The organism is Luteimonas sp. R10 (assembly GCF_045689605.1).
Lineage (GTDB): Bacteria > Pseudomonadota > Gammaproteobacteria > Xanthomonadales > Xanthomonadaceae > Luteimonas.
The window spans coordinates 2,684,876-2,709,125 of sequence record NZ_CP141262.1; the positions used below are offsets into that span (position 1 = coordinate 2,684,876).

23 protein-coding genes are annotated in these 24,250 nt (G+C 68.8%); 13 read left to right on the plus strand and 10 right to left on the minus strand.

All coding sequences use genetic code 11. The features are described 5' to 3' along the window. Window positions 1–87: 87 nt before the first annotated feature. The 7 genes from U3649_RS11685 to ykgO form a co-directional block, all read right to left on the minus strand. Window positions 88–1,323, minus strand: coding sequence for a TraB/GumN family protein (locus U3649_RS11685; protein ID WP_407351500.1), 1,236 nt, complete (start codon window positions 1,321–1,323; stop codon window positions 88–90). Window positions 1,324–1,422: 99 nt separating this feature from the next. Next, the gene (locus U3649_RS11690) at window positions 1,423–2,298 is read right to left on the minus strand and encodes an alpha/beta hydrolase (protein WP_407351501.1); all 876 of its coding nucleotides are present in this window, start codon (window positions 2,296–2,298) and stop codon (window positions 1,423–1,425) included. An 81-nt stretch (window positions 2,299–2,379) separates the two neighbouring features. After that, a complete protein-coding gene (locus U3649_RS11695) occupies window positions 2,380–2,988 on the minus strand; it encodes a TetR/AcrR family transcriptional regulator (RefSeq protein ID WP_407351502.1) in 609 nt (202 codons plus the stop codon). A gap of 254 nt (window positions 2,989–3,242) precedes the next feature. Further along, window positions 3,243–4,127: a carbon-nitrogen hydrolase gene (locus tag U3649_RS11700; RefSeq protein WP_407351503.1), complete on the minus strand. Its 885-nt coding sequence runs from the start codon at window positions 4,125–4,127 to the stop codon at window positions 3,243–3,245. Window positions 4,128–4,380: 253 nt separating this feature from the next. Continuing rightward, entirely contained in the window at window positions 4,381–5,430 is a 1,050-nt protein-coding gene (locus U3649_RS11705) for an agmatine/peptidylarginine deiminase (RefSeq protein WP_407351504.1), read from the minus strand. A gap of 98 nt (window positions 5,431–5,528) precedes the next feature. Further along, entirely contained in the window at window positions 5,529–5,867 is a 339-nt protein-coding gene (locus U3649_RS11710; protein WP_407351505.1) for a hypothetical protein, read from the minus strand. 152 nt (window positions 5,868–6,019) lie between these two features. Beyond that, window positions 6,020–6,145, minus strand: a complete 126-nt coding sequence (gene ykgO / locus U3649_RS11715; RefSeq protein WP_005913193.1) for a type B 50S ribosomal protein L36 — start codon at window positions 6,143–6,145, stop codon at window positions 6,020–6,022. A 414-nt stretch (window positions 6,146–6,559) separates the two neighbouring features. On the opposite strand from ykgO, the gene cmk reads away from it, so the two are divergent. From cmk to galU, 8 genes are all read left to right on the plus strand, one after another. After that, window positions 6,560–7,228, plus strand: coding sequence for a (d)CMP kinase (gene cmk / locus U3649_RS11720; RefSeq protein ID WP_407351506.1), 669 nt, complete (start codon window positions 6,560–6,562; stop codon window positions 7,226–7,228). 201 nt (window positions 7,229–7,429) lie between these two features. Then, the gene (gene rpsA, locus U3649_RS11725) at window positions 7,430–9,148 is read left to right on the plus strand and encodes a 30S ribosomal protein S1 (protein WP_407354604.1); all 1,719 of its coding nucleotides are present in this window, start codon (window positions 7,430–7,432) and stop codon (window positions 9,146–9,148) included. Window positions 9,149–9,215: 67 nt separating this feature from the next. Then, window positions 9,216–9,518, plus strand: coding sequence for an integration host factor subunit beta (locus U3649_RS11730; RefSeq protein ID WP_407351507.1), 303 nt, complete (start codon window positions 9,216–9,218; stop codon window positions 9,516–9,518). A 144-nt stretch (window positions 9,519–9,662) separates the two neighbouring features. Then, window positions 9,663–9,944 (plus strand): LapA family protein, encoded by a 282-nt coding sequence (locus tag U3649_RS11735; RefSeq protein ID WP_407351508.1) that lies wholly within the window; start codon window positions 9,663–9,665, stop codon window positions 9,942–9,944. Window positions 9,945–9,948: 4 nt separating this feature from the next. Then, complete coding sequence (gene lapB / locus U3649_RS11740) at window positions 9,949–11,130, plus strand: lipopolysaccharide assembly protein LapB (RefSeq protein WP_407351509.1); 1,182 nt, start codon at window positions 9,949–9,951, stop codon at window positions 11,128–11,130. A 130-nt stretch (window positions 11,131–11,260) separates the two neighbouring features. Further along, complete coding sequence (locus tag U3649_RS11745; protein WP_407351510.1) at window positions 11,261–12,298, plus strand: lipopolysaccharide biosynthesis protein; 1,038 nt, start codon at window positions 11,261–11,263, stop codon at window positions 12,296–12,298. Next, the gene (locus tag U3649_RS11750; protein ID WP_407351511.1) at window positions 12,295–14,202 is read left to right on the plus strand and encodes a polysaccharide biosynthesis protein; all 1,908 of its coding nucleotides are present in this window, start codon (window positions 12,295–12,297) and stop codon (window positions 14,200–14,202) included. The genes U3649_RS11745 and U3649_RS11750 overlap by 4 nt, the downstream gene beginning before the upstream one ends. Before the next feature lie 10 nt (window positions 14,203–14,212). After that, on the plus strand, window positions 14,213–15,112 hold the full coding sequence (galU, locus tag U3649_RS11755) for a UTP--glucose-1-phosphate uridylyltransferase GalU (RefSeq protein WP_407351512.1): 900 nt from the start codon (window positions 14,213–14,215) through the stop codon (window positions 15,110–15,112). A gap of 58 nt (window positions 15,113–15,170) precedes the next feature. On the opposite strand, the gene U3649_RS11760 is transcribed toward galU, so the two are convergent. The 3 genes from U3649_RS11760 to U3649_RS11770 all read right to left on the minus strand — a co-directional run bounded on the left by U3649_RS11760 (window position 15,171) and on the right by U3649_RS11770 (window position 19,712). After that, window positions 15,171–16,373 carry an acetyl-CoA C-acyltransferase gene (locus U3649_RS11760; RefSeq protein ID WP_407351513.1) on the minus strand — a complete coding sequence of 401 codons (1,203 nt, stop codon included), beginning with the start codon at window positions 16,371–16,373 and terminating at the stop codon, window positions 15,171–15,173. Between the two features lie 147 nt (window positions 16,374–16,520). After that, window positions 16,521–18,896 (minus strand): 3-hydroxyacyl-CoA dehydrogenase/enoyl-CoA hydratase family protein, encoded by a 2,376-nt coding sequence (locus U3649_RS11765; protein ID WP_407351514.1) that lies wholly within the window; start codon window positions 18,894–18,896, stop codon window positions 16,521–16,523. Window positions 18,897–19,088: 192 nt separating this feature from the next. Continuing rightward, window positions 19,089–19,712 carry a TetR/AcrR family transcriptional regulator gene (locus U3649_RS11770; RefSeq protein WP_407354605.1) on the minus strand — a complete coding sequence of 208 codons (624 nt, stop codon included), beginning with the start codon at window positions 19,710–19,712 and terminating at the stop codon, window positions 19,089–19,091. 504 nt (window positions 19,713–20,216) lie between these two features. Between U3649_RS11770 and ndk the strand changes: the two genes are divergently transcribed. The 5 genes from ndk to U3649_RS11795 all read left to right on the plus strand — a co-directional run bounded on the left by ndk (window position 20,217) and on the right by U3649_RS11795 (window position 24,250). Further along, window positions 20,217–20,642 carry a nucleoside-diphosphate kinase gene (ndk, locus tag U3649_RS11775; RefSeq protein WP_407351515.1) on the plus strand — a complete coding sequence of 142 codons (426 nt, stop codon included), beginning with the start codon at window positions 20,217–20,219 and terminating at the stop codon, window positions 20,640–20,642. A 33-nt stretch (window positions 20,643–20,675) separates the two neighbouring features. Beyond that, the gene (gene rlmN / locus U3649_RS11780; protein WP_407351516.1) at window positions 20,676–21,869 is read left to right on the plus strand and encodes a 23S rRNA (adenine(2503)-C(2))-methyltransferase RlmN; all 1,194 of its coding nucleotides are present in this window, start codon (window positions 20,676–20,678) and stop codon (window positions 21,867–21,869) included. Beyond that, window positions 21,856–22,674, plus strand: coding sequence for a tetratricopeptide repeat protein (locus U3649_RS11785; protein ID WP_407351517.1), 819 nt, complete (start codon window positions 21,856–21,858; stop codon window positions 22,672–22,674). The genes rlmN and U3649_RS11785 overlap by 14 nt, the downstream gene beginning before the upstream one ends. 20 nt (window positions 22,675–22,694) lie before the next feature. Continuing rightward, entirely contained in the window at window positions 22,695–23,513 is an 819-nt protein-coding gene (locus U3649_RS11790) for a helix-turn-helix domain-containing protein (protein WP_407351518.1), read from the plus strand. 107 nt (window positions 23,514–23,620) lie between these two features. Beyond that, window positions 23,621–24,250, plus strand: a complete 630-nt coding sequence (locus U3649_RS11795; RefSeq protein ID WP_407351519.1) for a YfgM family protein — start codon at window positions 23,621–23,623, stop codon at window positions 24,248–24,250.

The following is a 24,250-nucleotide window of genomic DNA, read 5'->3' on the forward strand; positions in this document are numbered from 1 at the left end:
CCCTGGCCGTAGAGCCGAGCTTGCTCGGCTGCGCAGGCTCCGGAGCCGAAAGCAGCGGAGCGAGCTCCGCTCTACGGAGAGGTCGCGTCAGCCGACCAGCTTGCCGAGCATCCGCAAGCCGCCGGTCCACACGCCGATCGCGGTGCCGAGGCTGGTCAGGAAGAAATTCAGCAGCACCCGCGCCACCCGGTTCCGCCACCATCCCTTCAGCGTCTGCACGTCGTCGCGCAGGGCCATGAAGTCGGCGTAGGTGGGCTTGCGCAGGGTCGCCTCGACCAGCGCGCTCACCGTGCCCGACGCCAGCGCCGGATGCAGCGGCGTCAGCGGCGAGGCGAGGAAGGCGGCGACGATGCTCAGCGGGTGGCCGCCGGCGACCGCGCAACCGAGCGCGCCGAGGCCGCCGGTCACCAGCACCCACTGCAGCATCAGGTCGGCGCCGACGTCGAAGCCGCCGCGCCAGAAACCCCAGGCGAATCCGCCGAGCACGAACGCGGCCAGGATCAGCGTGAACCACGGGATCGACGATTTTTCCCGGACCGACTCGAGTCCGGCCCTGATCGCCGCCGGCTCCGCCTGCTCTGTCTGCAGATGGCCGGCGAGTCCCTGCAGGTGGCCTGCGCCGACCACGGCGAGGATCTCGTAGGGCGTGGCCGCGGCCGGCCGCTGCGCCGCGCTTTCGCGCAGGCGCGCGGCCATGTAGCGGTCGCGCTCGGCGATCACGGTGTCGTACAGCGCCGGCGTGTCGGAGGCGAACTCGCCGAACGCGGCTTCCAGGATGTCGCCTTCCTTGAGCTTCTCGATGTCGGCCTCGCCGAGCTTCTCGTCGACGAACATGCCTGCGAGCAGGCCGCCGCCGAGCTTGGCGCGGCCCCACCAGCCCAGGCGCTGCGAGGCGCGCTTGAAGGTCAGGCCGACGTCGCGGTCGATCAGGTGCATCGGCAGCCCGCGCGCCTGCGCATCGGTCGCCGCGGCCTTCAGCTCGGCGCCGGGCTCGATGCCGAGCTGCTCGGCCAGCCGGCGCTGGTAGGCGGCCAGGCCCAGGTGCGCGGCGAACAGCGCCGCCTTGCCTTCGCGCAGCACCTTGACCAGGTCCATCTTCGCCAGCGCATCGGGTTGCGTCAGCGCCTGCATCCGCTGCGGATCGAGCTCGACCGCGACCGCGTCGTAGCGGCCGCCGGCGATCGCCGCGCGCACCGCATCCACGCTGGCGCGCGACACGTGCGCGGTGCCGAGCAGGGTGTAGCGCACGCCGTCGCGCTCGACGATCCGGTGCGGCTGGCCGGCAAGCGGATCGGATGCGGACGGAACGCTTTCTATGGTCATTCGGGACGTCGGGAATCGCGGAAGCGTCGCGAATGCGGACGCGGGCCGCGCAGCATAGTCGTTCCGGCGTGCCGCCGGCAAAACGCGCCGGCGGCGGGTTCAGGCGAACCCGTAGGGCAGGTTGGGGGAGGAGACGATGCGCTCGCCGACGGTGCCGCCCGCGAGAAAACGCAACGCTGCGTCGATCACGCCCTCGTCGTCGACGATCCGGTTGTGCCCGAGGCGGCGCGTGGTCAGCATGCGCGCCTGCGGCCACAGGCGCGCGTAGCGCTCGCCCTCGGACCACGGCACCTCGCGATCCTCGAGGTCGTGGACGATCAGCGCCGGCCTGCCGATCCGCGGTGCGACGCGCTGGGCCTGCAACTCGGCCATTGAAATGCCGATCTGTCGCTCGAACATCGCGATCATGTCCCTGCACAGGCGCCCGGGCAGGCCGATCTGCCGGGAAAAGCGATAGGACGCATCGACCGGGTCGGCGGCCGGCGCCAGCAGCACCGCCCGCTCCGCGGCCAGTCCCCGCGCCAGCGCCACCGCGGCGGCGGCGCCTCCGAGCGAGTGTCCGACCACCGCGTGCGCCGGCCCGAAATGACAAGCGACCGCCAGCAGCGTGTCGGTGAAGACCGGCAGGCTCGCCGACCGGCCCGGACTTCTGCCATGCGCCGGCTGGTCGAAGGCGACGGCCGCGTATCCCGCGGCGCGCAGGCTACGGGCCCATCGCGCGAAGCGGGTGCCGTGGCTGGACCAGCCGTGCGCGAACAGCACATAAGGCTGCGCCTGCGGCTCGCCCCAGCGGTAGGTGCGGATGCGCTGCCCCTCGACTTCCAGCCAGGACTCGCTGGCGCCGTGGCCGGTCATGGCCTCGGCGCGCGTGCGGCTGGTGGCCAGCGGGGTGCCGAACAGTTCGCCGGCGCGCCGGGTCGTGGTCCGCGGGCGCAGCAGGCTGCCCGAGAGGAACGCTGCGCGCAGCAGCCACATCCTCGTTCTAAACCGAACGTTCGTGCTAAATATGGAGCGTGGGGCAGCGGGTACGGACGCCATGGGGCATCTCCGGTGGGGTCAACGGGAGGAGGCGGAACCGACTAGGCGTTCGAAGGCGGTCCGGCCGCGCTCGGCGGAAGCCTCGTAGCCGAACAGTCCGGCGTCGTGGTGCACCGCCAGTGCCAGGCCATAGGTCTCGAAAGCGAACTGGTCGGCGTCGGTATCGGCGCGCAGTTCGCCGCTGTCGACGGCGAGCCGGATGGCGCGGGCCAGTTCCGCACGCCACCGCGTCTCGTGCGTCAACAGGCGGTCACGCTGCGGGCCAGGGCGGTCGTCGTACTCGCTGGCCGCAGCCAGGAACAGGCAGCCGCCGTCGTTGTGCCGCACCCAGTCGATCCACCCGGCCATGATCGCGCGCAGCCGCGGCAACCCGCGCCGGGCCTTCAGCGCCGGCAGCAGGACATGGGCGACGAAGCGCTCGCCGGCATGGTCCAGCACGGCCAGTTGCAGGTCCTCGCGCGATCCGAAGTGCGCGAATACGCCGCTCTTGGACATCCCCACCTGCTCGGCGAGGGTGCCGATGGTCAGGCCTTCGAGCCCGTGCACGCAGGCGAGCGCATAGGCCCGCTCGAGGATGACCTCACGGGTCGCGGCGCCCTTGGTGGGGGAGGGAACGGCCGTCTGCATGCCGCGATGAAAGCACGACCGTTCGTTTTAATCAATCGCCGCCCGTCGGCGGCCACCGCGCGAATCCATATCGCTGCCGGCCGGCAGGCCCGGTGAAACAGATGCATGTCCGCAAAGGACGCGAAGAACACGTAGCAAGCCATTGAATTCAGGTGCTTTTTACTTTGCGTCTTTTACGGACGAGTGGGATCTTTTCCCGACCGCTACCTAGCCGCCGATCGAAGCCGGAAGGCCGGAGCGAGCCGCCGCGGATTTCAGTCGATATAGCGCCGAAGCAGGTCGCCGTAGGCGTCGATCCGGCGATCGCGCAGGAACGGCCAGATGCGGCGCACGTGCTCGCTGCGTCCGAGATCGATCTCGGCGAACAGGACTTCCGGCGCGCCGCCGGCTTCGGCGATGAACTCGCCCTGCGGCCCGAGTACGTGGCTGTTGCCCCAGAAATCGATGCCGTCCGCATCGAGCGGCGACGGCTCATGGCCGACGCGGTTGCAGGACAGCACCGGGAGGCCGTTGGCCACGGCATGGCCGCGGTGGCTGAGGATCCAGGCATCGCGCTGGCGCCGCTTCTCGGCATCGTCGTCGCCGGGGTCCCAGCCGATCGCGGTCGGATACAGCAACAGTTCCGCGCCGGCCAATGCCATCAGCCGGGCGGCCTCGGGATACCACTGGTCCCAGCACACCAGCAGGCCCAGCCGCCCGACGGACGTGTCGATCGGCCGGAAGCCGAGATCCCCCGGCGTGAAGTAGAACTTCTCGTGGAAGCCGGGATCGTCCGGGATGTGCATCTTCCGGTACTTGCCGGCGATGGAGCCGTCGGCTTCGAACACCACGGCGGTGTTGTGGTACAGGCCGGCGGCGCGGCGCTCGAACAGCGAACTCACCAGGACCACCCCGTGGCGTTGCGCCAGCGCCGACAGCCGCTGCGTGCTCGGGCCGGGAATCGGCTCGGCCAGGTCGAACTCGTCGACCGACTCGTGCTGGCAGAAGTAGGCGCCGTTGTGCAGTTCCTGCAGCAGCACCAGCCGCGCGCCGCGCCCGGCCGCCTCGGCCACGCGCGTCTCGATCACCGCGAGGTTGGCGTCGGCGCTGCCATGGTTGCGCTCCTGGACCAGGGCGACGGGCAAAGGGGGCTTCTTCATGGCGGAATCGTGTGTGGCGGACCGGTGGGCCATTGTAGGGGCGGGGGTGTCGCCGGGAGGCGGAGATGCTCGGGACCCGGGACTCGGGAAAAGGCTAAGGATCCGTCATCCCGGCGCACGCTGGGATCCATGTTGCTGTTGCCGTTCAAATACAGCTTCAAAAGCAACCGCAAGATCAAAGTGGATCCCAGCTTGCGCTGGGATGACGGGCAAAAGTGGCCAGGCTCTTCCGATTCCCGATTCCCGATTCCCGCTACAGCGCCAAGCTGCCGTCCGGCAACTGCATGGTCAGGCAATGCAGGCTGCCGTTCTGCCAGATCAGCGGCCGGCAGGGCACCTGGACGATCTCGCGGTCGGGGAAGGCCTGCGCCAGCACGTCGCGCGCCGCGGTGTCGGCGGGATCGCCGTAGGCCGGCATCAGCACCGCGCCGTTGACGATCAGGAAATTGGCGTAGGACGCGGCCAGGCGGCGGTCGCCGTCGTGACCGCGGTGGTGGATGGGCCGCGGCCACGGCAGCGGGAACAGGCGATAGGGGCGACCGTCGCGCGTGCGCAGCGCGGCCAGTTCGGCGGCCATCGCCTGGAGTTCGGCGTGGTGGGGATCGTCGGGATCGTCGCAGGACTGGAACACGACGGCATCGGCCGCGGCGAAGCGGGCGAGGGTATCGATGTGGGCGTCGGTGTCGTCGCCTTCCAGGTAGCCGTGCTCGAGCCAGAGCACCCGGTCCTGCCGCAGCCAGTCGCAGAGCTTTTGCGTGAGCACGTCGCGCCCGAGCTGCGGATGGCGCTCGTGCAGGCAGCGCCAGGTGGTCAGCAGCGTACCCGCGCCATCGGTCTCGATCGCGCCGCCTTCCAGCGCGAAATCAATCACTTGCAGCGAATTTCCAGAAAGCTCCGGAAGCTCGTGCAGCCGTCCTGCGAGGCGGTCGTCGCGGCCGGCCTCGAACTTGCCGCCCCAGCCGGTGAAGCGGAAATCCAGCAGGCGAAAGCCGTCGCCCTCGCGCAAGGTGACGGGGCCGGAATCGCGCAGCCAGGTGTCGTCGTAGTCGATCTCGGCGAAGCGCACTCGGGTCATGTCGACGCGCGCCGACGCCAGCCGCGCGCGGGCGTAGGCCTCGACGTCCTCGTCGGCGACGCAGATCAGCACCGGCTGGAAGCGAACGATCGCGGCGACCAGCGCGATATAGGTCTCCTCGACCTCGGCCAGCCGGGCCGACCAATCGGTGCCGGCATGCGGCCACGCGATCAGCACCGCGGCCTGGGGCTCCCACTCCGCGGGGAAACGCACTGCGGTTTCGGTCATCGGGTCGCTGTCTGGATCTTCGTTCGGGAACGCGTCGGCGCCCGGAGCGGGAGCGCGCCCGTGTCGGGCGGGCACGGGCCTGTCGTATCGGGCATGGCTCAACGGATGGCCGGTTTCGGCCCGACCTCGTTGCTGGCGGCCTGGTTGAGGACCGCGTCGACCACCCGGTCGCGCTCGAAGTACACGGTGAAGGCGGGGTAAACCCAGCGGTTGATGGTGGGCCACTGCCGCTTCTGGCCGCCGCGCGGGTCCAGGCGTTGCGTCGGGGCGCCGAAACGGGCTTCCACGTCGGCCATGCGCATGCCGCGCGCGGGCAGGGTGGACGCGTGCTGCGCCTGTGCGCGTTCGATCAGCAGGACCTCGGCCGATGCGGTACCCGCGATCGCCAGCAGGGCCAGCAGGGGCAGCAGGGGCAGGACTCGGAAGGGACGGTTCATTGGCGCGGCTCCTCGGATGGACGGCCGATTGTAAGCAGATGCCGGTTCCCGCGGCGAGGCGGCGCGCACAAACGAACGGGGCCGCATCGCTGCGGCCCCGTCGGTCGTCAGGCAGCCGGCGCGCCGGCCGCCTGATCTGGCATCGCCGCGCCTCAGCGCTGGCGGGCCTTGAACCGCGGGTTGGACTTGCAGATCACGAAGACCTTGCCGCGGCGGCGAACGACCTTGCAGTCGCGGTGGCGGGTCTTCGCCGACTTCAGGGAGGACAGGACCTTCATGACGAACCTCGGGAATAGGATGGCGGAAACAAACCATGCATTTTAGCCGTGGCGCGGGGCGCAGATCAAGGGCTGCCGTGAGCCGGTGGACCGGCACAGGCCGAACGGGCATGTCCGGAACCGGCGGCATCATTGGAGGGCGCGGCTGCATTCGCGGGAGCGGAGGTCCGGTGCCGCCGCAAGTCGCGGCCCGATAACCGCATTGGTTGCGACGGCGCCGGACCTCCCGCCACACGGTCCGCGGGTCGCCACGGGAAGACCAGGAACATCACACTTTTGCTTTCCGGTCCGCTGTCGGGTTTGCCTGGGACGCCTGCCGTGGCAGCCATCGGTGGGTAGCCGAGCTCGGGAACGGCGGCAGGCCGAAGGCGGCAGGGCCTAAACTGTCGATTGCCCCGCCGCCAGGAACCCCGCATGCCCGACCTGCCTTCCGTGCTCACCATCGACGGCCCCTCCGGCTCCGGCAAGGGGACGATCAGCCGCGCGGTCGCGGCCAGGCTGGGCTGGCATTACCTGGATTCGGGCGCGCTGTACCGCGCGATCGGGGTCGCCGCCGGATGGGCGGACATCGACCTTTCGGACCCGTCCTCGCTGGTGCGCTGCGCCTTCGACACCGAGATCGGGTTCCGCGAGGCCGGCGGCGAGCCGAGGGTGATCGTGAATGGGGTCGACGCGACCGACGAACTGCGTACCGAAACCGCCGGCGCGGCGGCTTCGGCGATCGCCGCCATCCCGGAGGTGCGCTCCGCGCTGAAGGAGCGGCAACGCGCTTTTCGCCGCTCCCCGGGGCTGGTTGCCGACGGCCGCGACATGGGCACGGTGATCTTTCCCGATGCCCGGCACAAGGTCTTTCTGACCGCCAGCGCCGAGGAGCGAGCGGAAAGGCGCTATAAGCAGTTGAAGGACAAGGGGGTTTCGGTTACATTGGACGGTCTGCTGCGCGAGATTCTCGCCCGCGACGCCCGCGACGCCAGTCGTGCGGTGGCGCCGCTGCGGCCGGCCGACGACGCCGTCCGCATCGACACCACCGGTTTGGGCATCGAAACGGTCGTCGACCGGGTGCTGGCGCTGATGGAACCGTAGTCCGCGACTGGCGGCTGCCGTTCCACCGGCGTCGCCTCCAGCGCGGATCCGCCTGGCAGATCGTCCCACCGGCGCACCTCTGGCGTGCCGGTGGATTTTCCGTTCACCACAACACTCACGGCCATACGCAATCCCGCAGGGCCGACAAACGGGTGGACCGCCGCGCGCAGCCGAAGTTCCCGGACATCGCGCCGCCGCGGTCTGAGTCATCAACCGAGTAACCGACAAATGACCGAATCATTCGCAGAACTGTTCGAACAGAGCCAGGCCAACCTGGCCAAGCTGAAGCCGGGCGCCATCGTCACCGGCGTCGTGGTGCAGGTGCGCACCGACGTGGTGGTGATCAACGCCGGCCTGAAGTCGGAAGGCATCGTGCCGATCGAGCAGTTCCGTAACGACGACGGCGAGATCGACGTCGCCGAGGGCGACACCGTCAAGGTGGCGCTGGACGCGCTGGAGAACGGCTTCGGCGAGACCGTGCTGTCGCGCGAGAAGGCCAAGCGCGCCATGGTGTGGGACGAGCTCGAGGAAGCCCTCGAGAAGAACGAGACCGTCACCGGCCGCATCAGCGGCAAGGTCAAGGGCGGCTTCACCGTCGACATCAAGGACGTGCGCGCGTTCCTGCCCGGTTCGCTGGTCGACGTGCGCCCGGTGCGCGACCCGGTGTACCTGGAAGGCAAGGAACTCGAGTTCAAGCTCATCAAGCTCGACCGCAAGCGCAACAACGTGGTCGTCTCCCGCCGCGCGGTGGTCGAGAGCGAGCACTCCGAGGAGCGCGAGGCGCTGCTGGAGAAGCTGGTCGAGGGCGCCGTGCTCAAGGGCGTGGTCAAGAACCTCACCGACTACGGCGCGTTCGTCGACCTGGGCGGCATCGACGGCCTGCTGCACATCACCGACATGGCCTGGAGGCGCGTGCGCCATCCGTCCGAAGTGGTGGAAGTGGGGCAGGAGCTGGAAGTGCGCGTGCTCAAGTACGACCGCGAGCGCAACCGCGTCAGCCTGGGCCTGAAGCAGCTGGGCGAGGATCCGTGGGACAACATCGCCCGCCGCTATCCGTCCAACACCCGCGTGTTCGGCAAGGTCTCCAACGTCACCGACTACGGCGCGTTCGTCGAGATCGAGCCGGGCGTCGAGGGCCTGGTGCACGTGTCCGAGATGGACTGGACCAACAAGAACGTCAACCCGCAGAAGGTCGTGCAGGTCGGCGACGAGGTCGAGGTCATGGTGCTGGACGTCGACGAGGAGCGGCGCCGCATCTCGCTGGGCATGAAGCAGGTCACCTCGAACCCGTGGGAGACCTTCGCCGCGATCCACAAGAAGGGCGACAAGGTCGAGGGCCAGATCAAGTCGATCACCGACTTCGGCGTGTTCATCGGCCTGGACGGCGGCATCGACGGCCTGATCCACCTGTCCGACATGAGCTGGAACACCAGCGGCGACGACGTCGCCCGCAACCTGAAGAAGGGCGACACCCTGCAGGCGGTGGTGCTGGCGGTCGATCCGGAGCGCGAGCGCATCAGCCTCGGCGTCAAGCAGATGGAGCAGGACCCGTTCGGCCAGTTCATGGCCTCGCATCCGAAGGGCTCGAAGGTCAGCGGCACCGTCCGCGAGGTCGACGCCAAGGGCGCGATGATCGACATCGCCGAGGGCGTGGAAGGCTACGTGGCCGCGCGCGACATCAGCGACCAGCGCGTCGACGACGCCACCCAGCACCTGAAGGTGGGCGACACCATCGAGGCCAAGTTCGTGAGCATGGACCGCAAGGGCCGTACGCTGCAGCTGTCGATCAAGGCCAAGGACGAGGCCGAGACCGCGCAGACGCTCGCCGAATACAACAAGGCGGCGGCGGAAGCCTCCAGCGGCACGACCAAGCTGGGTGCGCTGCTGCGCGAACAGCTGGAAGGCAACAAGTCCGAGTGAGTCCGCGCGTCGGCGGCCCGGCCACGGCCGGGTCGCCGAGCGCTTCGCGATGCGGAATACGGTGTCCATGACCAAGTCGGAACTGATCGAGATCCTCGCCGAGCGCCAGGCGCACCTGAAGGCCGACGATGTCGACCTGGCGGTGAAATCCCTGCTGGAAATGATGGGCGGTTCGCTCGCCCATGGCGAGCGCATCGAGGTCCGCGGCTTCGGCAGTTTTTCCCTGCATTACCGGCCGCCGCGCACCGGCCGCAATCCCAAGACCGGCGACGCGGTGGCGCTGCCGGGCAAGCACGTGCCGCACTTCAAGCCCGGCAAGGAACTGCGCGAACGCGTCTGCGACGTCGTGCCGATTCCGCCGGAGGACTAGGAGTGCGGGCGCGGGCATCGGCGCGTGTTCCATGGAGCTTTCCATGGGAGCGACGGAAGTCGCGATGTCTTGCGGCAGTCCACGCCCCGCGGCTTCGGCCGCTCCCGCGGGAAGCGACCGCATTTCGGGTAAGCTGAACGGATCATGCGATTGCTCAGGATCCTCATCGCCGTGCTGTGCCTGGTCGCCGGCATCCTGGTCGGCGCGCTCAATCCGCAGACGGTCGCGATCGACCTGGGATGGGCCACCCTGTACGCCAGCCTCGGCGTGACGCTGCTGGTGGCCTTGCTCTGCGGCGTGGTGGTCGGCGGGCTGATTCTGGCGGTGTCGGTCGTGCTGCCATTGCGACAGCGCCTGCGGCGCGCGCAGGCTCCGGCTGGAGTGGCCGTCGCACCTCCATCCGATCCTGGGCACGGAGCCTGCTGACGCGATGGCCTTCGTCACCGAATGGTTCTGGTTCTTCCTGCTGCTGCCGATCGCGGCCCTGAGCGGCTGGGTCATCGGCCGTCGCGGCGGCGAACGTCACAGCGACACCCAGGTCAGCCGCCTGTCCACCACCTACTTCCGCGGCCTGAACTACCTGCTCAACGAGCAGCCGGACAAGGCGATCGAGCTGTTCCTGCACATCGCGGAACTGGACAAGGAAACCTTCGAGACCCAGGTCGCGCTCGGGCACCTGTTCCGGCGTCGTGGCGAGGTCGACCGGGCGATCCGCCTGCACCAGGGCCTGGTCCAGCGCCCCGACCTGAACGACCAGCAGAAGGTGCAGGCGCTGCTGGCACTGGGCGAGGACTACATGCGCTCCGGGCTGCTGGACCGCGCCGAGACCGTGTTCACCGACCTGGCCAAGCTCGACCAGCGCGCGCCGCAGGCGCTGCGGCACCTGATCAGCATCTACCAGGCCGAACGCGACTGGTCCAAGGCGATCGAGAACGCCACCCGTTTCGAGGCCGCGACCGGCGAGCCGATGGGCAAGCTGATCGGTCATTTCGAGTGCGAGCTGGCCGAACGCCTGCGCGCTTCGGGCGACGTCGACGGCGCCCGGGCCGCCGTCGCGCGTGCCTATGCGGCCGATTCCAAGTCGGTCCGTGCCGGCATTCTCGAGGGCCGGATCGAGCTGGAGACCGGCCACGATGCGGCGGCGATTCGCGCCTTCGAACGGGCGGCACGCCACGACACCGACTTCCTACCGGAGATCCTGCCGCCGTTGCTGTCGGCCTATGCGCGCATCGGCGACGCGCCCGGCGCGCGCACGTTCCTGGCCGAGATGACCGAGCACTACCGCGGCATCGCGCCGGTGCTGGCGCTGGCGCGGCTGCTCGAGACGGAGCAGGGCGTCGCCCAGGCCCGTGCCTACCTGGCCGAGCAGCTCAAGGACCGGCCCTCGGTACGGGGGGAGGCGGCGCTGATCGAGTTGACGCTCGCCGACGAGGGCGCGGACGCCGGCCGGACCCTGCACGATCTCAAGCACATCACCGACCAACTGCTGGTGCGCAATCCCAGCTATCGTTGCAGCCGTTGCGGGTTCGGCGCCCGCAGTCACCACTGGCAGTGCCCGAGCTGCAAGGAATGGGGCACGATCAAGCCGTTGTTGAACTATGCCGTGGTGTAGGTGTAATTCCGGCGGCAGAGTGCACCCGAAGCCCGCAGCGACGAGGCAGGCCCCGCTCCGGCGGTCGACCCTGCCGGTTCCGGACGCCTGCCGGACATGACCGCAGTTCCCACGCGCAGGGGGGCCTGAGGTGGACCCGTTCACCGGCCCCGGCGCCTGGCTCGCCCTGCATCTGACGATCGCGGTGCTCGGCACCTGGGCGGCACGGCGCTACGCGGTGCGGCGCAGGCTGATCGACGAGCCGGGCGAGCGGCGCAGCCATGCGGTCGCCACCCCGCGCGGCGGCGGGATTGCGGTCGTGGCCTCGCTGTTGGCGGCGCTGGCGCTGCTGGCGATGCGGTATCCCGGGCAGCGGACGCTGCTGCTGGCCGCGGGCGGCGGCACCCTGCTGGTGGCGGCGATTGGCTGGATCGACGATCACCGGCCCCTGTCTCCGTGGCTGCGGCTGGCGGTGCACGCCGTCGCCGCGACCATCTTGGCCGCAGCGGTGCTGCAGTCGGGCGCTGGCGTGTTCCTGGCCGCGGCGGGATTCGCCGCCGGCCTGGTGCTGGTCAACGTCTGGAACTTCATGGACGGGATCGACGGCTTGGCAGCGAGCCAGGCGGCGATCGCCGCGCTCGGCTACGCGTTGCTGGCCCACCTTAATGGTTCGGGCGGCGCCGTCGTTTGGCTGGCGTTTAGCCTCGGGATCGCCTGCCTCGGCTTCCTTCCCTTCAATTTTCCGCGCGCGCGGATCTTTCTCGGCGACGTCGGCAGCGGTGCGATCGGCTACGGCCTGGCCTGCGTCTGCGTGCTGATCATGGCCGGCGGGGCGGATGCGCCGGGCCGCTGGCCACTGTTGCTGCTGGTGCTGCCGCTGTCGGCGTTCCTCGTTGATGCGACCCTCACATTGGGCTCGCGCATGCTGCGGGGCGAGCCGTGGTGGAGAGCACATGTGCAGCATGCCTACCAGCGTTGGTCGCGCCGGATCGGGCGGCACCCGCCGGTCACGCTCGCGTATGCCGCCTGGAGCGCATGCGGCGTCCTGGCGATGCTCGCCGCGTGGCGGCTTGACACTGCGTTTATCATTGTCGTCGCCGTCGTGTGGTGTCTGGCAGGGGGATGGATCTGGATAGCCTTGCAAGATGGCGCCCAACGCACGAGCCTGAAGGAAGAAGAACAACGATGAATCGCTGGAAGGATCGGGCGGCTATCACCTTGCCCCGCGCGGGCATCATCGCGCACGACCTGTTCATGGTCTGGCTTTGCTGGATCGGCCTGCACCAGTTCCGGCTGTCGATCCACCCGTTCGCGTCTCCATTGCCCTGGTGGTCGATCGAGATCGCGCTGATCCTGCTCGCGCAGGGCCTGGTGCTGTGGCGGGTAGGGCTGTACCGCGGCGTCTGGCGCTTCGCCAGCGTTCCGGACCTGCTGAACATCCTCAAGGCGAGCCTGTTCGGGCTGTTCGCCATCCTGCTGGCGCTGTTCCTGTACAACCGGCTGGACCAGGTGCCGCGCACCGTGCTCGTGCTGTACCCGATCGTGTTGACCGCGATGCTGGGCATGCCGCGCCTGCTGTACCGGAGCTGGAAGGACTACAGCGTCAACCGCACCGACCAGGCGGCGGTCCGCGTACTGATCCTCGGCGCCGGCCAGGCCGGAGAGGCTCTGCTGCGCGATCTGCGCCGGACCGGGTCCTACCAGGCGGTGGGCTTCCTGGACGACGCGGCCAAGCTGCACGGCAGCCATCTGCAGGGCGTGCCGGTGCTGGGAAGGGTCAGTGACGTCGCCCGGATCGCGCCCGAGACCGCGGCCCGGCTTCTGATCATCGCCATGCCCTCGCTGGATGCCGCGTCGATGCGGCAGGTCGTGGCCGCGTGCGAGGAGACCGGGCTCCCGTTCCGGACCGTGCCGCGCCTGGACGACCTGCTCGAAGGCCGTTCGCTGCCGGGCGAGTTGAAGGAAGTCGCGATCGAGGACCTGCTCGGGCGCAAGCCCGTGACGCCGGACTGGAAGTCGATCCGCGGCTGGCTCGGCGGCCGCAGCGTGCTGGTGACCGGCGGCGGCGGCTCGATCGGCGCCGAGTTGTGCCGCCAGTGCGCCCGCCATGGCGCCCGGCAGATCGCGATCGTGGAGATGGACGAGCTCGCGCTGACCACCATCGAGGCGCAACTGCGCCGGGACTTTCCCCAGATCCAGTGCGTGCCGGTGTTGGGCGATTGCGGCGACCCCGCCGTGATCCGCTACGCGCTGTCGCTGTCCGCGCCGGAGGCGGTCTTCCATGCGGCCGCCTACAAGCAGGTGCCGGTGCTGGAGGCGCAACTGCGCGAAGCGGTCCGCAACAACGTGCTGGCGACCGAGACCGTGGCCTGCGCGACGCAGGCGGCGGGCGTGGCCACCTTCGTACTGATCTCGACCGACAAGGCGGTCGATCCGGTCAACGTGCTCGGCGCCACCAAGCGCCTGGCGGAAATGGTGTGCCAGGCGCGTTCCGATCCGCAGTCGACGCGCTTCGTGACGGTGCGCTTCGGCAACGTGCTCGATTCGGCGGGCAGCGTGGTGCCGCTGTTCCGCGAACAGATCCGTAGCGGCGGTCCTGTGACCGTCACCGATCCGGAGGTCACCCGCTTCTTCATGACCATCCCCGAGTCCTGCCAGTTGATCCTGCAGGCGGCGGCGATCGGATCGCGGCACGCGATCTACACGCTGGACATGGGCGAACCGGTGTCGATCCGGCTGCTGGCCGAACAGATGATCCGGCTGGCGGGCAAGCATCCGGAACGGGACGTGGCGATCATCTATACCGGCCTGCGGCCGGGCGAGAAGCTGCACGAGACCCTGTTCCATGCCGATGAATGCTATCGCCCGACCGCGCATCCGAAGATCCTGCAGGCCGAAGCGCGCGAGATCGTGCAGCAGGACGTGTTCGACGCGACGGCGCGACTGCGCGAGGCGATCGCCACCTACGATCTCGAAACCCTGGCGCAGGTCCTGCGCGAGTCGGTCCCGGAGTTCATGCCGCAGCAGGACAACGGCGAGCCGCACGCCGGGACAGTCGTCGCCTTCCCCGCCAGACACGCAAGAAGGACATGACAACCCGCCCATGACTCGACGCATCCGCAAGGCCGTTTTCCCCGTGGCAGGTCTCGGGACCCGCTTTCTCCCCGCCACCAAGACCGTCCCCAAGGAAATGCTGCCGATCATCGATCGGCCGCTGATCCAGTACGCGGTGGACGAGGCGATCGAGGCGGGTTGCGATACGCTGGTCTTCGTCACCAACCGCTACAAGCACGCGGTCGCCGACTATTTCGACAAGGCTTACGAGCTCGAAGAGAAGCTGGAGAAGGCCGGCAAACTGGCGCAACTGGAACTGGTGCGCAATCCGTTGCCGCGGCACGTGCGCGCGGTGTTCGTCACCCAGACCGAGGCGCTCGGGCTCGGCCACGCGGTGTTGTGCGCCAAGCCGGTGGTCGGAGACGAGCCGTTCGCGGTGATCCTGCCGGACGACCTGATCTGGAACCGCGGTCCCGGCGCGCTGACCCAGATGGCCGACGCAGCAGAGGCCAGCGGCGCCAGCATGATCGCGGTGCAGGACGTACCGCGCGACAAGACCGACAGCTACGGCATCGTCGCGACCGAGGATTTCGCCGACCGGCAGGGACGCATCCGGCAGATGGTCGAAAAACCGAAGCCCGCCGATGCCCCGAGCACCCTCGCGGTGGTCGGACGCTATGTGCTGAACCCGCGCATCTTCGCGCTGCTCGAATCGACGACACCGGGCGCCGGCGGCGAGATCCAGCTCACCGACGCGATCTCGGCGCTGCTCGCGGAAGAGGCGGTGCATGCCTATCGGTTCCGCGGCACCCGGTTCGACTGCGGCACCCATATCGGCCTGATCGAGGCCACCATCCGTTACGCGCTCGATCACGAGAAGCTGAGCGAGGCGGCGGCGGCCACGATGCAGAGCGCCCTCGACGAGCTCGGCGTCCGCGAACTCGAGTGAACGACCTGCCGCAGCGGATTCGCTGCGGCAGGCGTGACGATCCCCGTCGTCTCCGCGCCTACAGCGCCTCGAAAATCCCGGCCGCCCCCATGCCGGTACCGATGCACATCGTCACCAGGCCGTACTTCTGCTTGCGGCGGCGCAGGCCGTGGACGATGGTCGCGGTGCGCACCGCGCCGGTGGCGCCGAGCGGGTGGCCGAGCGCGATCGCGCCGCCCAGCGGGTTGACCTTGTCCGGGTCGAGCTCGGAGTCGCGGATCACCGCCAGTGCCTGCGCGGCGAAGGCCTCGTTGAGTTCGATCCAGTCGATCTGGTCGCCATCGAGGCCTGCCTGCTTCAGCGCTTTCGGAATCGCGGCGATCGGTCCGATGCCCATCACCTCGGGACGCACGCCCGCCACCGAGAAGCTGACGAAGCGGGCCAGCGGCGTCAGGCCGTAGTCCTTGACCGCCTGTTCCGAGGCCAGCAGCACCGCGGCGGCGCCGTCGCTCATCTGCGACGAATTGCCCGCGGTGACGGTGCCGCCGAACTGGCCGTTGCGAAACACCGGGCGCAGCTTCGCCAGTCCCTCCGCGGAGGAGTCGGGCCGCGGGCCTTCGTCGGTGTCGACCAGCGCCTTCCGCAGCCGGATAGTATTGCCCGCCAGGTCGGGAACATGCGACATCACCTCGTACGGCGTGATCTCGTCCCTGAACTCGCCGGCCTGGATGGCGGCGATCGCCTTGCGGTGCGAGGCCAGCGCGAACGCGTCCTGGTCCTGGCGCGAGACCTTCCATTCCTCCGCCACCTTCTCGGCGGTGATCCCCATGCCGTAGGCGATGGCGACGTGATCGTTGGCGAACACGTTGGGCGACAGCGCGACCTTGTTGCCCATCATCGGTACCATGCTCATGCTCTCGGTGCCGCCGGCCAGCACCAGATCGGCGTTGCCCAGGCGGATCTGGTCGGCGGCCAGCGCCACCGCCTGCAGTCCCGACGAACAGAAGCGGTTGATGGTCTGCGCGGCCACCGTGTCGGGCAAGCCGGCCAGCAGCACGCCGATGCGCGCCACGTTCATGCCTTGCTCGCCCTCCGGCATCGCGCAGCCGATCACCGCGTCCTCGATGCGGTTCACGTCGATGCCCGGCGCCTGCGCGACGACCGACTTCAGCACGTGCGCCAGCATGTCGTCGGGGCGGGTATTGCGGAACACGCCGCGCGGCGCCTTGCCGACCGGGGTGCGGGTGGCGGCGACGATGTAGGCGTCCTGGATTTGTTTCATGGGGCTTTCTCCGAAAGCCGGGATTGGGGATTCGGGATTCGCGAGAGCGGATCCGTGATCCCGATGATTCCTTTACCCGGCCGTTCAATGGGACGATTCGGAAGCGGGGAGTCGCTTTTGCGAATCCCCAATCTCGAATCCCGAGTCTCAGTTTCTCAACGGCTTACCCGTCTTCAGCATGTGCGCGATGCGCTCCTGGGTCCTGGGCATCTGCGCCAGGGCGACGAAGTGCTCGCGCTCCAGCCGCAGCAGCCAGTCCTCGTCGACCGTCGCGCCGCGATCCACTTCGCCGCCGCAGAGCACCGTGGCGATGCGGGTGGCGATCTCGTAGTCGTGCGGCGAGATGAAGCGGCCTTCCAGCATGTTGACCAGCATCATCTTGAAGGTGGCGATGCCGACGTCGCCGGCCACCTGCACCGCGCGCTCCGGCAATGGCGGGCGATAGCCGCTTTCGGCCAGCGCCAGCGCCTGCTGTCGTGCGATGTGCAGCAGCTCGTGCGGGTGGAAGACGACGGTGTCCTCCCTGCGCAGCAGCCCCGACTCCTGCGCCTCGACCGCCGAGGTGGAGACCTTGGCCATCGCCACCGTCTCGAACACGGACTTCAGCTCTGCGAACACGTCGCCGCCGGGCCCCGCCGCGCGCGCGGCGCGCACCGCCAGCTCCTTCAGGCCGCCGCCGGCCGGCAGCAGGCCGACCCCGGCCTCGACCAGGCCGACGTAGCTCTCCAGCCCGGCGACCGTGCGCGCGCTGTGCATCTGGAACTCGCAGCCGCCGCCGAGCGCCAGGCCGCGCACCGCCGCGACCACCGGCACCAGCGAATACTTGATCCGCTGGCTAGTGGCCTGGAAGTTGGCGACCATCGCCTCGAACGCGTCCACCTTGCCGGCCTGCAGCAGGGCCAGCGCGCCGGCGAGGTCCGCGCCGGCGGAGAAGGGCTCCTTCGGCTGCCAGACCACCAGGCCGCGCAGGTCGCGCTCGGCGATGCCGATCGCCTCCTGCAGGCCGTCGAGCACCTGGTCGCTGACGGTGTGCAGCTTGGTCTTGAACGAGGCCACGCCGATGCCGTCGCCGTCGGTCCACAGGCGGAGGCCGTCGTTCTCGAACAGCGTCTCGCCCTGCGGGAACGACTCGCCGAGCAGCGGATCGGGAAAGCGCTGGCGCCGATAGACCGGCAACGACGAACGCGGCACGGACGCGTTGCGCGCGGGACTGAAGCTGCCGTCCTCTGCATGCACGCCTTCGCGGCCGTCCAGCACCCAGCCGGGCAGCGGCGCGTCGCTCATGGCCTTGCCTGCGGCAATGTCCTCGGCGATCCATTGCGCCACCTGCTTCCAGCCGGCCGCCTGCCAGGTCTCGAACGGGCCCAGCGACCAGCCGTAGCCCCAGCGGATGGCGAGGTCGACGTCGCGCGCGGTCTCGGCGATGTCGGCCAGGTGGTAGGCGCTGTAGTGGAAAAGGTCACGGAACGCCGCCCACAGGAAACGCGCCTGCGGATGTTCGCTCGCGCGCAGCCGGGCGAATTTCTCGGCCGGGTTTTTCGTCTTGAGGATCTCGACCACCTCGGGCGCCGCCGCGTCCTTGTCCGCCGGCCGGTAATCCTGCTTCTCCAGGTCCAGCACCTGGATCTCCTTGCCGGCCTTGCGGAAGATGCCGGCGCCGGCCTTCTGCCCCAGCGCCCCCTGGTCGATCAGCGCCTGCAGCCAGGCCGGCGCCTTGAAGTAGCGGTGCCAGGGGTCGTCGGGCAGGGTGTCGGCCATGGTCTTGATCACGTGCGCCATGGTGTCCAGGCCGACCACGTCGGAAGTGCGGTAGGTGGCGGACTTCGGCCGACCGACCAGCGGGCCGGTCAGCGCATCGACGGCGTCGAAGCCGAGCCCGAACGCCGCGGTGTGGTGGATCGTCGACAGGATCGAGAACACGCCGATGCGGTTGCCGATGAAGTTCGGCGTGTCGCGGGCATAGACCACGCCCTTGCCGAGCGCGGTGGTCAGGAACGCCTCCAGCCCTTCGAGCACCGACCTGTCCGTGGCCTTGGCCGGGATCAGTTCGGCGAGGTGCATGTAGCGCGGGGGATTGAAGAAGTGCACGCCGCAGAAGCGGTGGCGCAGCTGTTCCGGCAGCACGTCGGCCAGCGCGTTGATGCCCAGGCCCGAGGTGTTGCTGGCCAGCACGGCGTGGTCGGCGACGTGCGGGGCGATCTTGCGGTAGAGGTCCTGCTTCCAGTCCATGCGTTCGGCGATCGCCTCGACCACCAGGTCGCAATCCTCCAGCAGCTCCAGGCCGTCGTCGTAGTTGGCGGGAACGATGCGCCCGGCCAGCGACTTGCTGGCGAGCGGGGCGGGGCTGAGCTTGCCCAGGTTGGCGATCGCCTTGCGCACCACTGCGCTGGGGTCGCCTTCCTTCGCGGGCAGGTCGAACAGCACCGTGTCGATCCCGGCATTGGTGAGATGGGCGGCGATCTGCGCCCCCATCACTCCGGCGCCGAGCACCGCGGCGCGGCGTACCAGCAGTTTCTCAGACATGTTTCGTAACTCCTTGTATTAATTTTGTTTCTTGCCGCGGATTGACGCGGATAAGCGCAAATAAAAGCGAGGTAGACGGGGAATGCTCTGGGCGGGCATGCTCATTACGTAGCACTTTAGATAAGGAATTTATCTCATTGAAAACGTAAGTTTTACCCGCGTTTATCCGCGCCAATCCGCGGCCAAATCCCCCTATGCCTTGAACCCGGCGGCGGCGAAACGGATCAGCTCCTGCGCGGCGCGCCGGCGGTGGACCTGTTCGTTGGTGCCATGGGGGCGCTTGATCAGTCCGAAATCGGCCATCGCGTAGGTCAGCGCGCCGGCCAGGAAGTCGAGCCGCCAGTACAGCTCCTCCTTCGACAGGTCCGGCAGGCAGGCAGCGAGGGCGCGGGCGAAATCGCGCTGCACGTGGCCGTAGCGTTCGGACAGGAAGGCGCGCAGGCCGTCGTTCTTTTCGGCATAGGCGCGTGCGATCACGCGGATGAAGGCGCCGCCGCCGTTGCGGTCGCGCGCCAGCGCCAGGGCCGGCTCGACGAAGGCGGCGAGCACCGGCTCCAGCTCGTCCGGACGTTCGTCCTGTGCCTTGCGCAGCATCGACAGCCGCTGCGTGCTCATGTCGTCCATGCGCCGCCGGAACACCTCGTTGACCAGGTTTTCCTTGCTGCCGAAGTGGTAGTTGACCGCGGCGATGTTGACGTCGGCACGGGTGGTGACCTGGCGCAGCGACGTGCCGCTGAAGCCCTGCTGGGCGAAGAGTTCCTCGGCGGCGCCGAGGATGCGCTCCTTGGTCGAGAACTGGGTGGCGGGCATGGCGATCCGGAAGGGGGTGGGCTGAATCAAACGCTTGTTTGATGGTAGGGGGATCGTCCGAGCGGGTCAAACCCTGCGAGGCGGAGCCGGGCTCGTCCGTCTGGAGCGGTTTTGGCGCAGCGTTTGCAGATCCCTTTCCCCACTTGCGGGAGAAGGCGTGCCTTGGCCCGGTGGCGAAGGGTGGATGAGGGCGCCTCAACGAAACTGCCCCAACGAAACTGTTCCGGAGTGGCCTTAGGTCACGATGGGTCGCGGCCCTGCACAGGGACGACGAGCAGAAGCGGCCGGGCTCTCCCGATTCCCGAGGGCGGGCGCCGAGTCCTCGGGGTCCCGAGTCCCGGCCGCTCCAGCCGTCCCGGCGGACGGTCTTCACCCGAAACGGGTTCTGCAGGCCGTGAGAATCGGTTAGAATTCTCGCTAGCCAGTTCGGCTAAACCCGTGTCACACCACGGGTTTTTCATGTTAATCTGGGTCGCTCACAGCAGCCGCCCGCCACACTGGAGACATTTCATGGCGCTGGAGCGCACCCTCTCGATCGTCAAGCCCGATGCCGTCGCCAAGAACGTCATCGGCGAGATCTATTCCCGTTTCGAAAAAGCCGGTCTCAAGATCGTCGCCGCGAAGATGAAGCACCTGTCGCGCGCGGAGGCGGAGGGCTTCTATGCCGTGCACCGCGAGCGCCCCTTCTTCAATGCCCTGGTCGAATTCATGAGCAGCGGCCCGGTGATGATCCAGGCGCTCGAGGGCGAGGACGCGATCGCCAGGAACCGCGAACTGATGGGCGCGACCAATCCGAAGGAAGCCGCCGCCGGCACCATCCGCGCGGACTTCGCCGATTCGATCGACGCCAACGCCGTGCACGGTTCCGATGCGGCCGAGACCGCCGCGGTCGAGATCGCGTACTTCTTCCCGACCACCGACGTCTACGCGCGTTGAGCCGAGGAACGAGTGCAGAGGAACGACAAACGAGTGGATGTCGCGGGGACGGGTGAGGAACTCGTTCCTCGTTCCTCTGCACTCGTTTCTCGCCAGAACCTGCTCGAGCTCGACCGCGCGGGCCTGGAACGCTTCTTCGTCGAGACGCTCGACGAGAAGCGCTACCGCGCGCATCAGGTGATGAAGTGGATCCATCACCGCCACGTCACCGCGTTCGACGAAATGACCGACCTCGGCAAGGCGCTGCGCGCCAAGCTCGAGGCGCATGCCGAAGTCCGCGTGCCGCAGGTGCAGTTCGAGAAGCCCTCCGCCGACGGCACCCACAAGTGGCTGCTGGCGATGGACGGCAAGAACGCCGTCGAGACGGTGTTCATCCCGGACAAGGGGCGGGGCACCCTGTGCGTGTCCTCGCAGGTCGGTTGCGCGCTGAACTGCCGGTTCTGCTCCACCGCCACCCAGGGTTTCAACCGCAATCTTTCGACCGCCGAGATCATCGGCCAGGTCTGGGTGGCGGCGCGGCACCTGGGCAATGTCCCGCACCGCGAGCGCAAGCTCACCAACGTGGTGATGATGGGCATGGGCGAGCCGCTGATGAACTTCGACAACGTGGTCCGCGCGATGAGCGTGATGCGCGACGACCTCGGCTACGGGCTCGCCAACAAGCGCGTCACCCTGTCGACCGCCGGCATGGTGCCGATGATCGACCGCCTGGGCGAGGAGAGCGACGTGTCGCTGGCGGTCTCGCTGCACGCGGCCGACGATGCGCTGCGCAGCGAACTGGTCCCGCTCAATCGCAAGTACCCGGTGGCCGAGCTCATGGCCGCGTGTCAGCGCTACGTGCTGCGCAAGCGCGGCAGCTCGATCACCTTCGAATACACCATGATGAAGGGCGTCAACGACCGCCCCGAGCACGCGCGCCAGCTGGCGCGGCTGATGCGCGGCTTCGACAACGCGGTGCAGATGAAGGACGCCGCCAAGGTCAACCTGATCCCGTTCAACCCGTTCCCCGGCACCCGTTACGAACGCTCGCCGGAGACCGACATCCGTACGTTCCAGAAGCTCCTGCAGGACGCCAGGGTGCTGACGACGGTCCGCCGCACCCGCGGCGACGACATCGATGCCGCCTGCGGCCAGCTCAAGGGCCAGGTGGCGGACAAGACCCGGCGACAGGCGGAATTCCGCAAGCGGCTGGTTACCCCGGGGGGAGAGGCGGATGCCGCTGCGTAGCGCGCTGGTGCTGAGCCTCCTGGCCGTGCTGCTTTTCTCGGGCTGTTCGCGCCTGTCGTTCGTCAAACCCAGCGCCCAGCGTGGCGATTCCGAACAGGTCGCGCCGCGGTACGACGTGAGCGGCACCGCCGAGAGCCGGCGGCGATCGGAGAACCGCCTGCGTCTGGCCCGGGCCGGGCAGGCGCTCGCCAACGGCGAGTCCGATGCTGCCGAAGAGCTGCTTCGCGAGGCGCTCAAGGCCGACCCGGGCGATCCGGACGGGCTGACCTTGATGGCCGTGCTCGAGTCGCGGCGCGGACGCAGCCGGGAAGCCGGCGGCTACTACGCCAAGGCTGCCGAACTGGCGCCGGCCAGCGGCCGCGCCCAGAGCAACTACGGCGCCTGGCTGTGCGACAACGGCCGCGCCGCCGAGGCGATGCCGTATTTCGATCGGGCCCTGGCGGCGCCGGGATACTCCGAACCGGCCTTCGCGCTGGCCAACGCCGGCGCCTGCGCCGAAGCGGCCGGGCAGCCCGGGCGGGTCGAGCGCGACCTGCGCGCAGCGCTCTCGCTGCAGCCGACGAACGCCGTGGCGTTGTCAGCGATGGCCGAATACCAGTACCGTAAGGGAAGTTACCTGGAAGCACGTGCGTTTTCGCAGCGCCGCCTCGCCGCGGCACCGGCTTCGGCCGACGTTCTTCTATTGGCGTCACAAATCGAGGAAAGACTCGGCGACAAGGCCGCCGCCGATCGCTACCGTCAGCGTTTGGGGAGGGAGTTCCCGCAGGCGTTGTCCGCACAACCCGGGGAAAGCAGTCAACCATGACTTCTGCAGCGAATGCAGGCATGCCTGAGCAGGGCTGCGGCGATCGCCTTCGTGAGGCGCGCGCCGCCGCCGGCCTGGACATCGCCGATGTGGCAGCGAAGATGCATGTCCCGATTCGCGTCGTCGAATCGCTCGAGGCCGAGGACTGGGGCCGATTGGGAGCGCCGGTCTTCGTGCGCGGACAGTTGCGAAGTTACGCACGGGCGGTCGGGCTGCCCCCCGATGCGCTGCAGCCGTCGCATACGTCCGTCCCGATCCAGCCACCGCAGCTGGAGCCGCGCACCTTCACCTCGCCGCTGCAGCGGTTCGCCGAACAGTCGGCCCGCCGCCTGGTCTACGTGGTGATCACCGCGGCGATCGCGGTGCCGGTGTGGATGGTGACGCGGCAACACGTCGACAGCGACCCGCAGGAAACCGCATCGCTCGATATCGATCCCGGCCGGGATCCCGCGACAGCCGCCGCCGGGCAGTCGCGTTCGGCAGGGAACGAACAGCGGCCGTTCGTCGCCTCGTTGACGCCGATCCAGACCCGCAAGCCCCCGATCCGCGACCCGGAACCGCAGCAACCGGCGGCGCCGGCGCTGTCGCTGCAGTTCCGCGACGACAGCTGGGTGGAAGTGCAGTCTGCCGAAGGCGAGTCGCTGGAGCAGGCACTGGTCCGGGCCGGCGAACATCGCAGTTACGCGGCCGGAGAAGTGGGGCGCATCGTGCTCGGCAATGCCGGCGCGGTGGAAGTGCGCCAGTACGGCCGCGTTCAGGATATGACGCCCTACCAGCGAGCGAACGTCGCGCGCTTTGCGGTATCCTCTGACGGTTCGCTCGCACCAGCGACCGAGTAACGTCCGGCATACCCGCCACGCGGGGCCGCGATACGCAGACACGGGCCCGGCAGCGGGCCCGTTTCCCATGACAAGGCCCGCGCCCGGCGCGCAGGGCGAGAGACAGTATGGCGATCGAACTTCTCGACGAACACGAACAGGGCGAGCGGGTCCGGGAGTGGCTGCGGCGCAACGGATTCGGGCTGGTTGCCGGCGTGGTGCTCGGACTGGGACTGATCGGCGGCTGGCAGTGGTGGCAACGGCACCAGCACGGCGCGCGCGTGCAGGCCGGCGAGCGCTACCAGGCGACACTCGCCAGCATCCAGGCCGGCGATCTCGACGCCGCCCGGACCCAGGCCCGGGACCTGCAGAAGGGCGGCGTCTACGGCACGCTGATCGCGTTCGACCTGGCCAAGGCCGAATTCGAGGCCGGTGACCACGAGGCCGCCATCGCCTCGCTCCGGCAGGTCGCCGATGCCGATCCCGCGCTCGAGCCGATCCGCCGCCAGCGCCTGGCGCGGCTGCTGATCGATGCGGGGCAGGCGCAGGAAGCGGCGTCCCTGCTCTCTGACGCAGACGACGCCGTCGGGCTAGAAACGCTGGGCGACGCCCGCTTCGCGCTCGATCAACGTGATCAAGCCCGCCAGGCCTACGAAAATGCGCTGCGGCGGATGGACGTCGCGGCGCCGCAGCGCCGCCTGGTCGAACTCAAGCTCACCCAAGCCGGCGGCAAGCCGTCCCAGCCCGAGACCATTTGA

Bases quoted from the DNA above. Each gene is read 5' to 3' on its own strand.
- U3649_RS11685 (WP_407351500.1), bottom strand. From the start codon at position 1,323: ATGACCATAGAAAGCGTTCCGTCCGCATCCGATCCGCTTGCCGGCCAG.
- U3649_RS11690 (WP_407351501.1), bottom strand. From the start codon at position 2,298: ATGTGGCTGCTGCGCGCAGCGTTCCTCTCGGGCAGCCTGCTGCGCCCG.
- U3649_RS11695 (WP_407351502.1), bottom strand. From the start codon at position 2,988: ATGCAGACGGCCGTTCCCTCCCCCACCAAGGGCGCCGCGACCCGTGAG.
- U3649_RS11700 (WP_407351503.1), bottom strand. From the start codon at position 4,127: ATGAAGAAGCCCCCTTTGCCCGTCGCCCTGGTCCAGGAGCGCAACCAT.
- U3649_RS11705 (WP_407351504.1), bottom strand. From the start codon at position 5,430: ATGACCGAAACCGCAGTGCGTTTCCCCGCGGAGTGGGAGCCCCAGGCC.
- U3649_RS11710 (WP_407351505.1), bottom strand. From the start codon at position 5,867: ATGAACCGTCCCTTCCGAGTCCTGCCCCTGCTGCCCCTGCTGGCCCTG.
- ykgO (WP_005913193.1), bottom strand. From the start codon at position 6,145: ATGAAGGTCCTGTCCTCCCTGAAGTCGGCGAAGACCCGCCACCGCGAC.
- cmk (WP_407351506.1), top strand. From the start codon at position 6,560: ATGCCCGACCTGCCTTCCGTGCTCACCATCGACGGCCCCTCCGGCTCC.
- U3649_RS11730 (WP_407351507.1), top strand. From the start codon at position 9,216: ATGACCAAGTCGGAACTGATCGAGATCCTCGCCGAGCGCCAGGCGCAC.
- U3649_RS11735 (WP_407351508.1), top strand. From the start codon at position 9,663: ATGCGATTGCTCAGGATCCTCATCGCCGTGCTGTGCCTGGTCGCCGGC.
- lapB (WP_407351509.1), top strand. From the start codon at position 9,949: ATGGCCTTCGTCACCGAATGGTTCTGGTTCTTCCTGCTGCTGCCGATC.
- U3649_RS11750 (WP_407351511.1), top strand. From the start codon at position 12,295: ATGAATCGCTGGAAGGATCGGGCGGCTATCACCTTGCCCCGCGCGGGC.
- galU (WP_407351512.1), top strand. From the start codon at position 14,213: ATGACTCGACGCATCCGCAAGGCCGTTTTCCCCGTGGCAGGTCTCGGG.
- U3649_RS11760 (WP_407351513.1), bottom strand. From the start codon at position 16,373: ATGAAACAAATCCAGGACGCCTACATCGTCGCCGCCACCCGCACCCCG.
- U3649_RS11765 (WP_407351514.1), bottom strand. From the start codon at position 18,896: ATGTCTGAGAAACTGCTGGTACGCCGCGCCGCGGTGCTCGGCGCCGGA.
- ndk (WP_407351515.1), top strand. From the start codon at position 20,217: ATGGCGCTGGAGCGCACCCTCTCGATCGTCAAGCCCGATGCCGTCGCC.
- U3649_RS11785 (WP_407351517.1), top strand. From the start codon at position 21,856: ATGCCGCTGCGTAGCGCGCTGGTGCTGAGCCTCCTGGCCGTGCTGCTT.
- U3649_RS11790 (WP_407351518.1), top strand. From the start codon at position 22,695: ATGCCTGAGCAGGGCTGCGGCGATCGCCTTCGTGAGGCGCGCGCCGCC.
- U3649_RS11795 (WP_407351519.1), top strand. From the start codon at position 23,621: ATGGCGATCGAACTTCTCGACGAACACGAACAGGGCGAGCGGGTCCGG.